16 protein-coding genes are annotated in these 16,334 nt (G+C 22.3%); 10 read left to right on the forward strand and 6 right to left on the reverse strand.

The features are described 5' to 3' along the window. Window positions 1-23: 23 nt before the first annotated feature. Window positions 24-1,256 carry a phosphopentomutase gene (locus tag FQV33_RS01700; protein ID WP_158348024.1) on the reverse strand — a complete coding sequence of 411 codons (1,233 nt, stop codon included), beginning with the start codon at window positions 1,254-1,256 and terminating at the stop codon, window positions 24-26. 35 nt (window positions 1,257-1,291) lie between these two features. Next, on the reverse strand, window positions 1,292-2,878 hold the full coding sequence (locus FQV33_RS01705) for a peptide chain release factor 3 (protein ID WP_158348026.1): 1,587 nt from the start codon (window positions 2,876-2,878) through the stop codon (window positions 1,292-1,294). A gap of 207 nt (window positions 2,879-3,085) precedes the next feature. On the opposite strand from FQV33_RS01705, the gene ansA reads away from it, so the two are divergent. Then, complete coding sequence (gene ansA / locus FQV33_RS01710) at window positions 3,086-4,111, forward strand: asparaginase (protein WP_158348028.1); 1,026 nt, start codon at window positions 3,086-3,088, stop codon at window positions 4,109-4,111. A gap of 33 nt (window positions 4,112-4,144) precedes the next feature. Here ansA and FQV33_RS01715 read toward each other — a convergent pair whose 3' ends face one another. Continuing rightward, window positions 4,145-4,720 (reverse strand): NfuA family Fe-S biogenesis protein, encoded by a 576-nt coding sequence (locus tag FQV33_RS01715; RefSeq protein WP_158348030.1) that lies wholly within the window; start codon window positions 4,718-4,720, stop codon window positions 4,145-4,147. Between the two features lie 137 nt (window positions 4,721-4,857). Here FQV33_RS01715 and bioH point away from each other — a divergent pair, with 137 nt between their 5' ends. Next, window positions 4,858-5,634 (forward strand): pimeloyl-ACP methyl ester esterase BioH, encoded by a 777-nt coding sequence (gene bioH / locus FQV33_RS01720; protein ID WP_158348032.1) that lies wholly within the window; start codon window positions 4,858-4,860, stop codon window positions 5,632-5,634. A gap of 71 nt (window positions 5,635-5,705) precedes the next feature. On the opposite strand, the gene FQV33_RS01725 is transcribed toward bioH, so the two are convergent. Further along, window positions 5,706-6,215, reverse strand: coding sequence for a single-stranded DNA-binding protein (locus tag FQV33_RS01725; protein WP_158348034.1), 510 nt, complete (start codon window positions 6,213-6,215; stop codon window positions 5,706-5,708). A gap of 824 nt (window positions 6,216-7,039) precedes the next feature. Here FQV33_RS01725 and dnaB point away from each other — a divergent pair. The 5 genes from dnaB to hemW all read left to right on the forward strand — a co-directional run bounded on the left by dnaB (window position 7,040) and on the right by hemW (window position 11,834). Next, window positions 7,040-8,437 (forward strand): replicative DNA helicase, encoded by a 1,398-nt coding sequence (dnaB, locus tag FQV33_RS01730; protein WP_158348036.1) that lies wholly within the window; start codon window positions 7,040-7,042, stop codon window positions 8,435-8,437. Between the two features lie 136 nt (window positions 8,438-8,573). Then, window positions 8,574-9,533: a glutathione synthase gene (gshB, locus tag FQV33_RS01735; protein ID WP_158348038.1), complete on the forward strand. Its 960-nt coding sequence runs from the start codon at window positions 8,574-8,576 to the stop codon at window positions 9,531-9,533. Between the two features lie 16 nt (window positions 9,534-9,549). Beyond that, window positions 9,550-9,957 (forward strand): Holliday junction resolvase RuvX, encoded by a 408-nt coding sequence (gene ruvX, locus FQV33_RS01740; RefSeq protein ID WP_158348040.1) that lies wholly within the window; start codon window positions 9,550-9,552, stop codon window positions 9,955-9,957. A 26-nt stretch (window positions 9,958-9,983) separates the two neighbouring features. Continuing rightward, window positions 9,984-10,661: a YggS family pyridoxal phosphate-dependent enzyme gene (locus FQV33_RS01745; RefSeq protein ID WP_158348042.1), complete on the forward strand. Its 678-nt coding sequence runs from the start codon at window positions 9,984-9,986 to the stop codon at window positions 10,659-10,661. A gap of 42 nt (window positions 10,662-10,703) precedes the next feature. Next, window positions 10,704-11,834 (forward strand): radical SAM family heme chaperone HemW, encoded by a 1,131-nt coding sequence (gene hemW / locus FQV33_RS01750; RefSeq protein WP_158348044.1) that lies wholly within the window; start codon window positions 10,704-10,706, stop codon window positions 11,832-11,834. An 8-nt stretch (window positions 11,835-11,842) separates the two neighbouring features. On the opposite strand, the gene trmB is transcribed toward hemW, so the two are convergent. After that, window positions 11,843-12,559 carry a tRNA (guanosine(46)-N7)-methyltransferase TrmB gene (trmB, locus tag FQV33_RS01755; protein WP_158348046.1) on the reverse strand — a complete coding sequence of 239 codons (717 nt, stop codon included), beginning with the start codon at window positions 12,557-12,559 and terminating at the stop codon, window positions 11,843-11,845. A gap of 115 nt (window positions 12,560-12,674) precedes the next feature. Between trmB and mutY the strand changes: the two genes are divergently transcribed. From mutY to murI, 3 genes are all read left to right on the forward strand, one after another. Next, window positions 12,675-13,715 carry an A/G-specific adenine glycosylase gene (mutY, locus tag FQV33_RS01760; protein WP_158348048.1) on the forward strand — a complete coding sequence of 347 codons (1,041 nt, stop codon included), beginning with the start codon at window positions 12,675-12,677 and terminating at the stop codon, window positions 13,713-13,715. Window positions 13,716-13,744: 29 nt separating this feature from the next. Further along, window positions 13,745-13,984 carry an oxidative damage protection protein gene (locus tag FQV33_RS01765; RefSeq protein WP_158348050.1) on the forward strand — a complete coding sequence of 80 codons (240 nt, stop codon included), beginning with the start codon at window positions 13,745-13,747 and terminating at the stop codon, window positions 13,982-13,984. 64 nt (window positions 13,985-14,048) lie between these two features. Beyond that, complete coding sequence (gene murI / locus FQV33_RS01770) at window positions 14,049-14,831, forward strand: glutamate racemase (RefSeq protein WP_158348052.1); 783 nt, start codon at window positions 14,049-14,051, stop codon at window positions 14,829-14,831. Here murI and sbcB read toward each other — a convergent pair. Continuing rightward, the gene (sbcB, locus tag FQV33_RS01775) at window positions 14,818-16,278 is read right to left on the reverse strand and encodes an exodeoxyribonuclease I (RefSeq protein ID WP_158348054.1); all 1,461 of its coding nucleotides are present in this window, start codon (window positions 16,276-16,278) and stop codon (window positions 14,818-14,820) included. The genes murI and sbcB overlap by 14 nt on opposite strands. Window positions 16,279-16,334: the final 56 nt, after the last annotated feature.

Genomic DNA, 16,334 nt, shown 5'->3' on the forward strand with positions numbered 1-16,334 from the left:
CTTGTTTTTAAAATCAATATTTTTTAAAACATATGTTTACCATATTTCATTTCTGATAATGAAAAATATTTTGAAATTGTTTGTCCTATATCAGAAAAAGTTTTGCGATGACCTAAAAAATTTGTCTTTTTAGCAGGAGAATATATGAGTATAGGAACATTTTCTCTAGTATGATCTGTTCCTACCCAAGTAGGATCACAGCCATGATCTGCAGTAATAATAAGCAAGTCTTTTTCTTTAACTAAATTAATCATATTTAATAACTGACTATCAAAAAATTCTAAACCTTTAGCATACCCAGAAACATCACGACGATGTCCCCAAACAGAATCAAAATCTACAAAATTAGTAAATACAATAGTATTGTTTTTTGCTAATTTCATTTCGTTTATAGTTGTATTACATAATTCTTCTAATCCAAAGGATTTTATACTTTTGCTAATACCGACACCTGCATAAATATCTGAAATTTTTCCTATTGCAACTACTTTACCTTGTTTCTCATTTATTAATTTTTCCATCACAGTCATAGAAGGAGGTTTTATTGATAAATCCAATCTATTTCCTGTTCTCTGAAAATTTAATTTATTACTGCCAATAAAAGGACGAGCAATAACTCGCGCTATTTTATACTTATTTTTATTTAATAATACACGAATTACATGACATAATTTATAAAGATTAGATAATCCAAATATATGTTCATGACATGCCACTTGAAAAACAGAATCAGATGAAGTATATAAAATTGGTTTTCCTGTTTCTAAATGTTTTTCACCTAATGTAGTAATTATTTCGGTTCCAGATGCATGACAGTTACCAAGAATACCAGGTAATTTAAAATTTTTTAAAATTTCATTTATTAAAATATTCGGAAATGTATTATTAACTTTTTTAAAATAATACCAATCATCTAAAACGGGAACCCCAGCTATCTCCCAATGTCCAGAAGTAGTATCTTTTCCTGACGAGATTTCACTAGCAAAACCATAACTAGCAATAATTTCAGATTCATCTAATTTTTTATGAAAACCTAAAGGGTATTTTCCTGTTGAAGCTTGATATGCTTGAATTAATCCTAATTTTTTTAAATTAGGAATTTTTAAAGAACCTTCTCTTTCTTTATTCGCTTCTCCTAAAAAACATTTTTCTACTATGTGCCCAAATGTATCAGCACCATGATCATTAAATTTATCAGCATCAATACTTGATCCAATCCCAAAAGAGTCTAAGATCATTAAAAAAACTCGTTTCATTTTGAATACCTAAAAATAAATTAAAAAAATCTACATTACTGCTCTCTTACTTTATTAAAATTAATATCAATATATCGAGATATCATAATATTCAAGTTTGCTTTATTAGGTGCTAAATATGTTAAATTATTAAAGTTATCTAATGCTAAATAGGATTGATTTTTATTTGAAAATATATCGATACTCTTTTTATTATCTGATGTAATCCACCGAGCAAATTTAATATTAACTTTTTCGTATATTGCATCTATTTTATATTCGATTTTTAAACGTTGAATTACTACATCAAATTGTAATATACCAATAGCTCCTAAAATTAGATGATTGTTATGAAGAGGATAAAAAACTTGTATCGCACCTTCTTCTGATAATTGCATTAAACCTTTTTTTAATTGCTTTTGTTGTAATGGGTTTTTTAAAAAAATTCGACGAAATATCTCTGGAGCAAAACTAGGAATGCCAATAAAATTAATTTCTTCTCCTTCTGTAAAAGAATCTCCAATTTTTATTGTTCCATGATTGTGTATCCCAATTATATCTCCAGGATATGCTGTTTCTATAGAAAATCTATCTCCAGCTATAAAATAAAATGCATCAGAAACAATAATATTTTTCTTTATTCTTACATGTCTTAATTTAATACCTTTTGTATATTTTCCAGATACAATTCTAATAAAAGCCATACGATCATGATGTTTTAAATCCATATTAGCCTGAATTTTAAACACAAAACCTGTAAAATGTTTTTCTGCAGGTTGTACTTTTCTTGTATTAGTACTTCGATAAATAGGAGGCGGTGCCCATTTTATTAAACTTTTTAATATATGATCAATACCAAAATTAGTTAATGCACTACCAAAAAAAATAGGTGTAATAATACTTCTTAAAAAATCTTTTTTATTAAAGTCCAAATATATATTACTAATTAATTTTAATTCTTCATAAATTTGTAAATGTAAATCTGAGCTAATATATTTTTTTAATACATTTTTATCTGAATAATCACAATTAGTTTTCAAAACATTAGATTTATTAAATTTGTTATAAAAATAAATTAATTTTTTATCTAAATTAATAACACCTTTAAAATTTCTTCCACAACTAATAGGCCACGTGATAGGTACACAAGATAATTTCAACTCTTTTTCAATTTGATCTAAAATTTCTATTGGTTCAAGACTATCACGATCTAACTTATTAACAAATGTAATAATAGGAGTATTATGCAAACGACTTACATCCATTAATTTTTTTGTTCTTTCTTCTATTCCCTTTGCAGCATCAATAACTAACAAACAACAATCTACAGCAGTAAGAATACGATATGTATCTTCTGAAAAATCTTGGTGACCAGGAGTATCTAATAAATTAACTAAAATGTTTTTATATTGAAATTGCATAACAGATGTTGTAATAGAAATTCCACGATCTTTTTCAATTTTCATCCAATCTGATTTAGCATATTTCCCACTTCCTCTTGCTTTTACTGTACCAGAAGTTCGAAGTACTTTTCCTAAAAGCAACATTTTTTCTGTAACAGTTGTTTTACCAGCGTCCGGATGAGAAATAATAGCAAAAGTACGTCTTTTTTTTATTTCTAATTGATGATTTAAATTACACATATAGACTCTATTGAAATAATTTGTTTTTAAAAAATTTTTTTATAAAACTTTTTATTAAAGATAATTTATTTAAAACATATGAATTTAAATTATCGTATTTTTTATATTTAAAAATATTTTTAAAATAAATAAATGGGTATAAATTAAATTTTATGTAATAATAAAAATATTTATAATTAAATTATAAATAAAAACAGAGTTACTGTAATGAAAAAAAAAAATATATATATTGCATATACAGGTGGAACTATTGGTATGCAAAAATCGAATAATGGATATGTTCCTACAGCTGGTTACTTTCAGCAACAATTAATTAAAATGCCAGAATTTCATAGTCCAGAAATTCCAAATTTTTTTATTAAAGAATATAACCCACTAATTGATTCTTCTAATATGAGTCCAATAGAATGGCAAAAAATTGCAGATGATATTAAAAAAAACTATTATACGTATGACGGATTTGTTATTCTTCATGGTACAGACACCATGGCATATACTGCTTCAGCATTATCTTTTATTTTAGAAAATCTAGAAAAACCTATTATTATAACTGGCTCTCAAATTCCTATATCAGAAGTACGATCAGATGGAAGACAAAACTTGTTAAATTCATTATTAATGATAGTAAATTATCCTATTAATGAAGTAACTTTACTTTTTAATCACAAATTATACAGAGGTAATAGAACGACTAAATCTAATGCTAATGGTTTTAATGCATTTTCTTCTCCTAATATAGCTCCTTTATTAGAAGTAGGAATAAATATTCGTTATCTATATAAAAATAAGCTTTTAAAAAAACAAAAAAAATTAAAGGTATATAAAATTAAACCCCAACCTATTAGCATTATTACTATATATCCAGGAATTTCTAGCAAAATTTTAAAAAATTTTTTATTATATCCAGTAAAAGCATTAATTTTATGTACATACGGAATCGGAAACGCACCTCAAAATAAAGATTTTTTAAAAGAATTATATATTGCTGCTAAAAAAAATATTATTATAATTAATCTAACACAATGCACATCTGGAAACGTTAATATGAATGGATATGCAACAGGTAATTCACTTAAAAAAGTTGGAGTTATTAGTGGTTATGATTTGACAATTGAAGCAGCTTTAACTAAATTGCATTTTTTATTAAGTCAAAATATTTCAATAAAAAAAATTCGTATACAAATGCAAAATAATTTGAGAGGGGAACTGACAAATTATTCACATATTTTATAATATTAAAAAATATTTAACTGTTCTAAATATCTATTAATAAAAAGAATGATGTCCACGTAAATGTTGAGTTTTATCAATTACTTTTTTTATTTCAGGGAACAAAGATAATATTTTTTTTTCAACCATTTCTTTCAAAGTTACTCCTATCATTGAACATCCATTACATCCTCCGCTAAATTCTATTAATGCTATATTATTTTCAGAAATATTAATTAAATTTACTTTTCCACCATGTAATAATAACTGTGGGTTAATCTCTATATTTAAAAAATGTTTTATTTTTTCTTCTAAAGAAAGTTGTTTATGCACAATATTTTTTTTTGCATAAGGAGCTCTAAAAGTAAGTTGTGAATTTAATTTGTCCACTATTAGGTCAATTTCAGAATTTTTTAAAAAATGAATAATAGATTTATTAACATAAACATAAAAATTATTATACTCTAACTTAATGTCAGATTCTTCGATTTCATCTAAAGCACAATACGCTACTTTACATTCTGCATTTTGCATACCTGGATTAACAATAAAAACACGGATTTGAGTTCCTTTGGGTTCTTTAGATAAAAGTGAAATAAAATAATTTTGAGCTTCATTGGAAATTTTAATCATAGTAATTTTTATAATATATTTTATTGGTTTTAATTGTTGATTTTAATTATAATAATTTTACTAATTAATTAATTTAAATACAAGATAATTATAATTTAATATTTTATGAATAATATTTATAACTATTAGAAATAAAAATGAAAAAATTTACTTGGAAAACTCAAGGAAATGGAGATATTAATATTGTGATATTAAATGGATGGGGTATTAACTGTAAAATATGGTTTTTTATAGTTCAAAAACTTAGCATATATTTTAAATTACATCTAATTGATTTACCTGGAATAGGATCGAATAAAAAACTTAGTCTTATTAGTATTAAACAAATAATTGAAATATTAAATTTTTATATGCCTAAAAATTCTATCTATTTAGGATGGTCACTTGGAGGATTAATTGCAACTAATTTTGCCCTATTATATCCCAAAAAAACTTTAGGACTTGTACATGTAGCTTCTTCTCCTTATTTTATCAATCAAAAAAATTGGCCAGGAATAGAAAAGAAAAATATATATCGTATATACCATAATTTATCAAATAAATACTACGAAACAATAAATGACTTTTTATCCTTACAAATATTAAAACAAAAAAAATATTTTGAAGATTTAGAGGTATTAAAAAAAATATTATTTCAGAAAGATAATATACCCAATCGAAAAACACTAAAAAAAGGATTAGAAATACTATTATCAATGGATTTAAGATCTAAAATATCTATGATTAAAGTTCCATTTTTACGTATATATGGATCTTTAGATACTTTAGTACCTAAAAAAATTTCTAATTTAATTGATTTAATATGTCCTAATAGTCAGTCTATAATCATTGAAAAAGCAGGACATATTCCATTTATTTCGCATAAAGAAGAATTCTGCTCTATTTTATTAGAATACTTTTTTAAAAAAATATAAAGTATTATTTAAAATAATACTAAAAAACATCGGCCCCAAAAAATGGGGCTAAAATATATTTTTAAATTAAATTAAAATGGAATTTCATCATCAAAATCTATTTCTGAAGAATCAATTTGTTCTTTCTTTAATTTATATTTTTCTAAATTCTTAGATGGATCAATAGTTTCTACTTTTTTTGTTTTTAAAATACTCTTGTTTTCGTTCGCAGAAAGATTATGAGAATTAGAATTTCGGTTTCCCAGCATTTGCATTGTACCACTAATATTTACTACAACTTCTGTTGTATATCGCTCTAGACCATTTTGGTCTTGCCACTTTCTTGTTTGAAGCGAACCTTCAATATACACTTGAGAACCTTTTCGCAAATATTCTCCAGCTATTTCTGCTAATTTTCCAAATAATACTACTCTATGCCATTCTGTTTTCTCTTTAGTTTCACCTGTATTTTTATCTTTCCAATTTTCTGAAGTAGCAAGCGTCATATTTACTACTGCATTACCATTTGGCATATATCTTACTTCTGGATCTTGACCTAAATGACCAATTAAAATTACTTTATTTATACCTCGACTTGCCATAATAAAAACTCCATTTCTAAATTAATTAATATAAATATATTTTTAAATAGAATTTTTAATTATTTAAAGTACGTAATAAATATTTAATTTATTATATTAATAAACAAAAAAGATATATTTAGTAATAAAATATATAAAACAATAAAAATACTTTAACTATAATTATTTAAAAAATATTTAAAAAGTTAAATTAATTTATATTTTGAATAAATAGAATATATATAATTAAAATAAAAATTTATATATTAAAATAAATTTTACGATATTAATTTATGTAAATTAAAATTATTTTTTTACTTTTATTAAATTATTTTTTGTAAAAATAAAATTATTACATATTTTTAAAAACATATTTAAAATATTTATTTTTATTCTATCTTAAATAATAAAAAAACTTATACAAGTTTTTACTAAAAAATAAATAAAATTTGACATATATTTTAAAAAAATCTAAATATTTATAAAAATATAAAATATGATAAAATTATTTAAATAAAAGAACGTATAAATTTTTAAATTTCGTTTATATTAATTTATAATATAAAAAAATTTATCTTAGTAAATTAATGTTTATTTAAAAATTCATGTAAAAAATATCCCCTTATAAAGATATTCCTCTTATGTTATATAGTAAAAGTATAACTTAAAAAATAATTTTATTACAAATAAGATATAAGATACATATCTTGTGAAAAAATTAAATAAATACTTTCAACACTATGAGAATAATATTGAAAATAATTTAAAAGATATAAAGTAAGTTTATCAGCAAATAGTTTATTGTTGTAATATTAGAATATAATTTCAAAGTGATTTGCTAAATAATGGTATATGCAATATATATGGGTAAAAATAAATTATATTTAAATCAGATTAATAGATTAAAAATTCCTCCACATTCAATAGAAGCAGAACAATCAGTATTAGGTGGTTTAATGTTAGATAATGAACAATGGGATTCTGTTTCAGAACATGTAGTTGCTGATGATTTTTTTAGTAAACCACATCGTTTAATATTTCAAGAAATGAAACAATTATTAAATTCAGGACATCCAATTGACTTAATTACATTATCTGAATCTTTAGAACAAAAAGGAAAATTAGAAAGTGTTGGTAGATTTTCTTATTTGGCTGAATTATCAAAAAATACCCCCAGCACAGCAAATATTATTGCTTATGCTGACATAGTAAGAGAACGTGCAATTGTAAGAGAAATGATATTAGTTGCTAATAAAATAGCAAATGCAGGATATGATACACAAGGACGAAAAAGTGAAGAACTCTTAGATTATGCAGAATCTAGTGTTTTTAAAATAGCGGAAAAACGTTTTAAAAAAGATTCAGGACCAAAAAATATTGAACAAGTACTTGATGAAACTATTGGTAGTATTGAAAAACTATTTTTATCTCCTAATGATGGAGTAACAGGAATTAATACAGGATATCAAGATTTAAACAAAAAAACATCAGGATTACAACGTTCTGAACTAATCATAATCGCAGCAAGACCTTCTATGGGAAAAACAACTTTTGCTATGAACCTATGTGAAAATGCTGCTATGTTATATGATAAACCAGTTTTAATTTTTAGTTTAGAAATGCCTGGAGAACAAATTATGATGCGTATGTTAGCTTCATTATCTAGGGTTAATCAAGCACGCATCAGAACGGGAAAATTAAATGATGAAGATTGGTCTAGAATGTCAGGCACAATTAATGTTTTGCTTAAGAAAAAAAATATTTATATAGATGACTCTTCAGCACTTACACCTAGTGAAGTGCGTTCTCGGGCACGCCGTATTTATCGTGAAAATAATGGTTTAACTTTAATTATGGTAGATTATTTACAACTAATGCGAGTTCCATCTCTTTCAGATAATAGAACTCTTGAAATTGCTGAAATTTCAAGAACATTAAAAGCACTTGCAAAAGAATTACAAGTACCAGTAATCGCTTTATCACAATTAAATCGTTCTTTAGAACAAAGAGCAGATAAAAGACCAGTAAATTCAGATTTACGAGAATCTGGCTCTTTAGAACAAGATGCAGATTTAATTATGTTTATATATCGTGATGAAATATACCATGAAAACAGTGATTTTAAAGGTATAGCAGAAATTATAATTGGAAAACAGAGAAATGGACCTATTGGAACAATTAGTTTAACATTTAATGGCCATTGGTCTAGATTTGACAACTATTGTCACTCTAAATATGATTGATTTAAAAAATTAAATAAAAATATTATTTTTGAAGAAAACTATCATTTTATTATAATAAAAAATTTTAACTAAAAATTTTTATATAATATATAACTATAGTTTTTATATAATTCAACTTAACATACAATTAAAATATATGAATAAAAAAAAGATTTTAAAAATTGGTATAGTAATGGATCCAATTCAATTCATTAAAGTCGAAAAAGACTCTAGTTTTGCTATTTTACTTGAAGCACAAAAAAGAAATCATCAAATTCATTATATGGAAATGAATGATTTATATTTAAAAAAAAATCAAGCATATGCAAGAACACGTTGTATAAGAATACACAAAAAAACAACGAATTATTTTAATTTTATTCAAGAACAAAATATTTCATTAAATCAATTAGATGTTATATTAATGCGTAAAGATCCACCATTTAATATAGAATTTATATATGCAACCTATATTCTTGAACGTGCAGAAAAAGAAGGTGTATTAATTATTAATAAACCACAAAGTTTAAGAGATTGTAATGAAAAGATATTTGCATCGTTATTTGATAAGTTTACACCAGATACATTAGTTACCAGAAATATATCTCAAATATATAATTTTTGGAAACAACATAAAGATATAATTATTAAACCTTTAGATAATATGGGAGGAGCAAGTATTTTCCGTATTAAAGAAAATGATTTAAATTTCTTAGTAATTGCAGAAATTATGACTAATTATGAAAAAAAATACTGTATGATTCAAACTTATTTACCATTAGTAAAATATGGAGATAAAAGAATAATAATTATTAATGGACAAACGATACCTTGGTGTGTAGCAAGAATTCCAAAAAAAAATGAAACAAGAGCAAATATAGCAGCTGGAGGTACAGCTAAAATACAAAAACTTGATAAAAAGGATTGGGAAATAGCAGATTATTTATCTCCTATATTAAAAGAAAAAGGACTAATTTTTGTTGGATTAGACATTATCGGCGATAAGTTAACAGAAATTAATGTTACCAGTCCAACATGTATTTGTGAAATTGAGTTAAATACAAATATTTCTATTACTAGCATGTTAATTGATTATATTGAAAATCAAATATATTAATAGAGATTAAAAAACAATGGTGATTGCATTTGATTTCGGAATTAAAAATATTGGAGTAGCTGTAGGAGAGAATATTCTTAAAAAAGGAAAAGCTTTAAATAAATTAATTGCATATAATGGATGTCCAAATTGGAACGATATAAAATATTTATTAAAAATATGGAAACCTAATTGCATTGTTGTAGGACTGCCTTTAAATATGGATGGAACACGACAAAATATGACAAAAAAAGCAGAACAATTTGCTAATTTATTAAAAAATAAATTTCATACTTCTGTTGTATTACATGATGAACGTTTAAGCACAAAAGAAGCTAGATCTTTAATGTTTAATAAATATGGTTTTAAAGCATTTAAAAAAGATAAAATTCATTCTACTGCAGCTGTTGTTATATTGGAAAGTTGGTTTAATCAATCTTTATAAAAATTAATTACATATAATTTTAAAATATGAAAAATATCGAAAATAATATAAAAATTCTTAAAAAAAAAATACAATATTTATTAAAAAATAATAATTCTTTATTCAAAGAAATTAAAATTATTGCAGCTAGTAAAAATCAATCAGTTGAAAAAATTCAAACAGTTCTATCATCTGGAATATATGAGTTTGGAGAAAATTATATTCAAGAAAGTATTATTAAAATTAATAAACTAAAAAAAAATAACAAAATTATTTGGCATTTTATAGGAAAATTACAATCAAAAAAAACTAAATTAGTTGCTCAATATTTTGATTGGTGTCAAACTATTGATAGAGAAAAAATTGCAATTTTATTAAACAAACATAGAACCAATAAACAGCTTCCAATAAATGTTTTAATGCAAATCAATATTTCTAAAGAAGAAAATAAAAATGGTATTTGTATAAAAAATTATAAAAAACTAGCAAAAATTATTTCTAAAATGCCTCATCTTAATTTTCGTGGAATTATGGCAATGCCTAAAAAAGAAAAAGAAGTAATAAAATATTATAATTATGAAAATATCCGAAACATATTTAATATTTTAAAAAATGAATATAAATCAGTTGATACATTATCATTAGGAACAAGTTTTGATATTGATACTGCTCTTATTTATAATAGTAATATGATTAGAATAGGAAAAGATATTTTTAATCGTTAATATTTTTAAATATATATATTACTTTTTTAAAAATAAAATATTATGCTCAAATTACCTCCAATTAGTTTGTATATTCATATTCCTTGGTGCATTAAAAAATGTGGATATTGTGATTTTTATTCGTATGTTAGCAAAGAAATTATTCCAGAAGCAGAATATATTAAAAATTTACTAAAAGATTTAGAAAAGGATTTAAAATTAATATATACAAGAAAGATAAATAATATTTTTATTGGTGGAGGAACACCTAGTTTACTACATAATGAATCTATTAAAAATTTAATAAAAGGAATAAAAAAAAGAACACAGCTTTCTAAATTTTCAGAAATTACCATAGAATCTAATCCAAAATTAATAGAATACAAAAATTTTAGAAATTATAAAAAATCAGGAATTAATCGATTTTCTTTAGGAATTCAAACATTTAATTCAAATTTATTAAAAAAAATAGAACGTACATATAATAAAAAAGAAGCTATTAAAGCAATAAAAGAAATAAAAAAAATTAATAATAATTTTAATATAGATATTATGTATGGATTACCAGATCAATCATTAAATAATGTTTTATCAGATTTAAAAAACACTGTTAAATATAATCCAACACATATATCATGGTATCAATTAACAATAGAACCTAATACTTCTTTCTATGCAAAAAATTTACATTTACCTGATGAAAATATTATATTCAAAATGTTTAATCAAGGTGAAAAATTTTTAAAAAAATCAGGTTATATAAAATATGAAATATCTTCATACATGAAATCAAACTATAAATGTCAACATAATCTTAATTATTGGAATTTTGGAGATTATATTGGAATAGGATGTGGTGCGCATGGTAAAATCACTAAAATAAACGGAGATATTATTAGAACGGTTAAAAATAAAAATATTAATGAATTTATAAAAGGAAAATATTTAAACACTAAACAACTTATTTTAGAAAAAGATAAACCTTTTGAATATTTCATGAATACTTTTAGACTTCATCAACCTGTTTATAAAAAACATTTTCAAGAACGTACTAATATTAGTATATCAGATATACAAAATAATATTAACAAAGCATTACAAAAAGAATATTTAATAGAAAACAAAGATTCTTGGGAAACAACAAAAAAAGGAAAAATATTTCTTAATTCACTATTAAAAATTTTTTTAAATTAAGAACATACTTAAAATTTAGACTGAAACATCAAATTAAAAATTTTTTTTTCTAATACATATGCTTTTTTTTCAAATTTAGTTTTTACATGAGGGACAAAATTTTCAATACAAGTATTTGTATGAGATAAATCTAAATAATTATCAATATTTTTTATTGTTTTTAATATATAAGAAGCATATTCTTGTGAATCAGTTTTAATATGTAAAATACCACCAAAAATTAATTTTTTTAAAATTTTTTTTAAAAAAATATATTGTATCATTCTTCTTTTATGATGTCGTTTTTTAGGCCATGGATCAGGAAAAAAAATTTGTATTTTTGACAATGTATGATTGTCGATCATATTTTCAATTACTTCAACTACATTGTAGTGTATAATTTTTAAATTTTCTAAATTAGAAATATAAGCAAAACGCAAACAAGAACCTATTCCTGATTGATATACTTCAACACCTAAAAAATTTTGATCACAAGAATGAATTGCTGTTTGTACTAAAGATTCACCTGAGCCAAAACCAATATCTAAAACAATTGGATAATTATGTTTAAAAACTGATTTAAAATTTATAGGTTTTAATTGATAATTAATACCAAATAAAGACCAATATTCTTTAATTGATTTCAACTGGGATTTAGTTATTCGACCTTTTCGACATACAAAACTTTGATTTTGTCTTAAAAATATCCCGTTTTTATATTTAGGTGTTATAATATTGTTTTTCATATTTCAGTAAATTATTGATTATAAAATATTTTATAAATTAATACATTTATATTTTAACTTATTTTAAAAAAAATACATATATATTACTTTTTAACTAATAAATAGTTTTATTAAAATGACATTTTATATTTTTTCACAGTTAGTTCTAAACTGGTATCATTTAAATGGAAGAAAAAATCTTCCTTGGCAAAAAGATAAAACATTATATAAAGTTTGGATATCTGAAATAATGTTACAACAAACTCAAGTAACAACTGTTATTCCATATTTTAATAAATTTATATCAAAATTTCCAAATTTAAATGCTTTAAATGATGGTACTTTAAATGACATTTTATATTTATGGAGTGGACTGGGATATTATAACAGAGCTAAAAATATTTATGAAACAGCTAAAATCATAAAAAATAAATTTAACGGAAAATTTCCAAAAAATATTTTAGATTTAGTAAAATTACCAGGTATAGGAAAATCTACTGCAGGAGCTATTTTATCTTTTACATTAAACTATTTTTTTTCTATTTTAGATGGTAATGTCAAAAGAATTTTAATCCGATATTACGGAGTTTCTGGATGCTTAAAAAACACTAAAACCGAAAAAAAACTATGGAATCTAATAGAAAATGTAACTCCTATTCATCACACTGGTGCTTTTAATCAAGGAATAATTGATATAGGTTCATTAATTTGTACTGCTAAAACACCTAAATGTAATATTTGTCCATTAAATATAAAATGTACTGCTTATCAAGAAAAAGAATGGAAAAAATATTCTTTTCAAAACAATAAAAAAATAAAATTAACAAAAAAATACTGGTTTATCATAATTTATTTTAAAGATGAAATTTGGCTAAAAAAAAACACCATAAAAAATATTTGGAATAATTTATTTTGTTTTCCAAGTTTCGAAAAAAAAAATAAAGCCATACAATGGCTTAAAGAAAATAAAATTAATATTAAAAAATATAAAGAAATTAATTCATTTAATCATGAGTTTAGTCATTTTACAATACAAGCTACTCCAATATTAATAAAATTATTTTTTAAACACAATTTTTTAGATATTAAAAAACAAGGAATTTGGTATAATTTAAGAAAACCTCAAAAAATAGGATTACCTAAATTAGTAGAAAAAATCTTAAAATTATTAATATAATTTGCTAATAAAAGGAAAAATTAAAATTAATGTCTCGTAAAATTTTTTGTATATTTTTAAAAAAAGAATCTGAAGGTCATGAATCCCCACCATATCCAGGAGAATTAGGAAAAAAAATATACCATAAAATATCTAAAAAAGCTTGGAAAAAATGGATAATACAACAAACTAAATTAATAAATGAGAAAAAATTAAATATGATGAATCAAACAGATCAAAAAAAAATAGAAAAATATATGAAATTATTTTTATTTAAAAATATTGTTTAAAAATAAAAAATATATTTACTAAATCAAATTTACATTAAGTTCAACATATTAATTTACTAAAAAAGTGCTTATATTTGATTCTGGCATAGGTGGGATTTCTATATTAGAAAATATTAAAAAAAATATTCCTAATATAAATTATATATATTTATTAGATAATGAAGGATTTCCTTATGGAGAAAAAAAAGAATCTTTTATTATTGAAAGAAGTATTAAAATAATTAATATAATTAAAAAAATTTATCCAATTAAATTAGTTGTTATTGCTTGTAATACTGCAAGTACAATATCTTTAACTATATTAAAAAAAGCTTTTAATATTCCTATTATTGGGGTTTTACCTTTATTAGATAAAGCAACTAAAGTTACAAAAAACAATAATATTGGTTTTATAGCAACTAAAGCTACAGTAAAAAGTTTATATATTAAAAAAATTATTGCTAAATATACACATCATCAAAATATACAAATAATAGCTACAAATCAACTAGCAAAAATTGCTGAAAAAAAAATTAAAAAACTATCAATTTCTAGTTTAGAACTAAAAAAAATTTTTCATTCCTGGATTATACTTTCAGAACAACCTGATACAATATATCTAGGATGTACCCATTTTTCATTTTTAAAAAATGAAATTCAAAATATTTTTTATCAACCAATTATTTTTTTAGATTCTCATGAAAATGTTTCTAAAATAGTTCAAAAACATTTTTTAAAAAATAAAAAAAAACAAAATATAAAAAAAAATATTTTTTTATATTCAAAGTATAACAAAGAATTTCATAAATTATTTTGGATCTTAAAAAAATATCAATTTAGTTGTATTAAAGAAATTAATCTAAATTAATTTTTTGATAAAATAAAGTTTTATATTTTTTAAAAATATATTTTAATAGTTTATTTAATAAACTTACTTTTTCTGCATCAGAAGAAAATTCTTCTAAAAGACTTTCAATCTTGTTTATATATGCTTTCAAAATACACCGATCAAAAACTTTCAAACAATGATTAAACCAAATTTTTTTTTCATTAGTATTTAATAAAAACATAAAATTACGAGCTTTATATCGAAAAAAGAGTTCGTTTAAACGTATATCTTGAAAATCTAATTTAATATTTTTTAAATTCATCGGTTTAGTATTACTAATTTTTTTTATTAATTGTTTATCTTTCACATTAAAAAAACTATGATAGATTTTCAAATCTACATTTGAAATTTCTTGAAATATATTTTTTTTAGAAAAAAAATGTTTTATATAATTTATTATAAAATAATTTGATTTAATTAAATTTATTTTGTCATTAATGTAAAAATCTTTTACTTTTAATCTTTCAATATCTTCTATTCGAATAAACTGAATAGGAACTAATACAGGACAACGATTCAAATATATTAGTACTATTCCTAAATCAAAGAAATTTTTATTACTTATATCTTGATAGTGTTTTTTTTTAAAAAAATTAATCAACTTTTTAATATCTTTAAATAAATCTATTGCAATTAATATATTGCTATTATATTTATCCCAAAATAAAGGTAATATAAAACTCATATTATTACGTAGAGCACTAAAATAACTAGAAATATAAAGTATAGGTTGAAAACTGTCTAAATTAATTAATTTATATAATTCATTTTTTTTCCGATATTTAAAAAAAAAGTCAAATAATTTTGGTTGTTGTGTTTTTACTAATTTTGCTAATTCAATAGTAGCATAGACATCAGCAGTCGCATCATGAGCATTATAATGAAATATATTATTTTCTTGAGTTAAATCAGATAATTTAAAAACAGGTAAACCAAGATTATTTTTAGGCCATTTAATACCATTAGGTCTTAAAAGATAACATACTCTCATAATATTTAATAAATCCCAACGGGAATTATTGTTTTTCCAACTCCATTCATATGGATCTAAAAAATTGCGATAAAATATATTTCTTGTAATTTCGTCATCAAAAGTAATATTATTATAACCTACTATACAAGTATTAGGTTGAATTAAAATATTATATATTTTTCTAGAAAATTCATATTCATTAGTACCATATTTAAACGTATACTGTGGAGTAATTTTAGTTATTAAAACAGAATATGGTTCTGGTAAATAATCATCTGATGGAAAACAATAAAAACATTTTGGTTCTTCAATAATATTTAAATTTTCATCTGTTCTAATAGATGCAAATTGAGCTGGTTTATCTAATGATGTATGTGTTCCAAAAGTTTCATAATCATAAAATAATAAAGTAAATTGATTTTTTTGAGAAAAAAAATTTTTATGTTTGTCCATTATATAATCTTAATAATTTAAATAATTAAATTTCTAAAAAAATTTTTTTTAAATAA

Source organism: Buchnera aphidicola (Aphis fabae) (genome assembly GCF_009069125.1).
In the GTDB taxonomy this organism is placed as follows: Bacteria; Pseudomonadota; Gammaproteobacteria; order Enterobacterales; family Enterobacteriaceae; genus Buchnera; species Buchnera aphidicola_BB.

Bases quoted from the DNA above. Each gene is read 5' to 3' on its own strand.
- FQV33_RS01700 (WP_158348024.1), bottom strand. From the start codon at position 1,256: ATGAAACGAGTTTTTTTAATGATCTTAGACTCTTTTGGGATTGGATCA.
- FQV33_RS01705 (WP_158348026.1), bottom strand. From the start codon at position 2,878: ATGTGTAATTTAAATCATCAATTAGAAATAAAAAAAAGACGTACTTTT.
- ansA (WP_158348028.1), top strand. From the start codon at position 3,086: ATGAAAAAAAAAAATATATATATTGCATATACAGGTGGAACTATTGGT.
- FQV33_RS01715 (WP_158348030.1), bottom strand. From the start codon at position 4,720: ATGATTAAAATTTCCAATGAAGCTCAAAATTATTTTATTTCACTTTTA.
- bioH (WP_158348032.1), top strand. From the start codon at position 4,858: ATGAAAAAATTTACTTGGAAAACTCAAGGAAATGGAGATATTAATATT.
- FQV33_RS01725 (WP_158348034.1), bottom strand. From the start codon at position 6,215: ATGGCAAGTCGAGGTATAAATAAAGTAATTTTAATTGGTCATTTAGGT.
- dnaB (WP_158348036.1), top strand. From the start codon at position 7,040: ATGGTATATGCAATATATATGGGTAAAAATAAATTATATTTAAATCAG.
- gshB (WP_158348038.1), top strand. From the start codon at position 8,574: ATGAATAAAAAAAAGATTTTAAAAATTGGTATAGTAATGGATCCAATT.
- ruvX (WP_158348040.1), top strand. From the start codon at position 9,550: ATGGTGATTGCATTTGATTTCGGAATTAAAAATATTGGAGTAGCTGTA.
- FQV33_RS01745 (WP_158348042.1), top strand. From the start codon at position 9,984: ATGAAAAATATCGAAAATAATATAAAAATTCTTAAAAAAAAAATACAA.
- hemW (WP_158348044.1), top strand. From the start codon at position 10,704: ATGCTCAAATTACCTCCAATTAGTTTGTATATTCATATTCCTTGGTGC.
- trmB (WP_158348046.1), bottom strand. From the start codon at position 12,559: ATGAAAAACAATATTATAACACCTAAATATAAAAACGGGATATTTTTA.
- mutY (WP_158348048.1), top strand. From the start codon at position 12,675: ATGACATTTTATATTTTTTCACAGTTAGTTCTAAACTGGTATCATTTA.
- FQV33_RS01765 (WP_158348050.1), top strand. From the start codon at position 13,745: ATGTCTCGTAAAATTTTTTGTATATTTTTAAAAAAAGAATCTGAAGGT.
- sbcB (WP_158348054.1), bottom strand. From the start codon at position 16,278: ATGGACAAACATAAAAATTTTTTTTCTCAAAAAAATCAATTTACTTTA.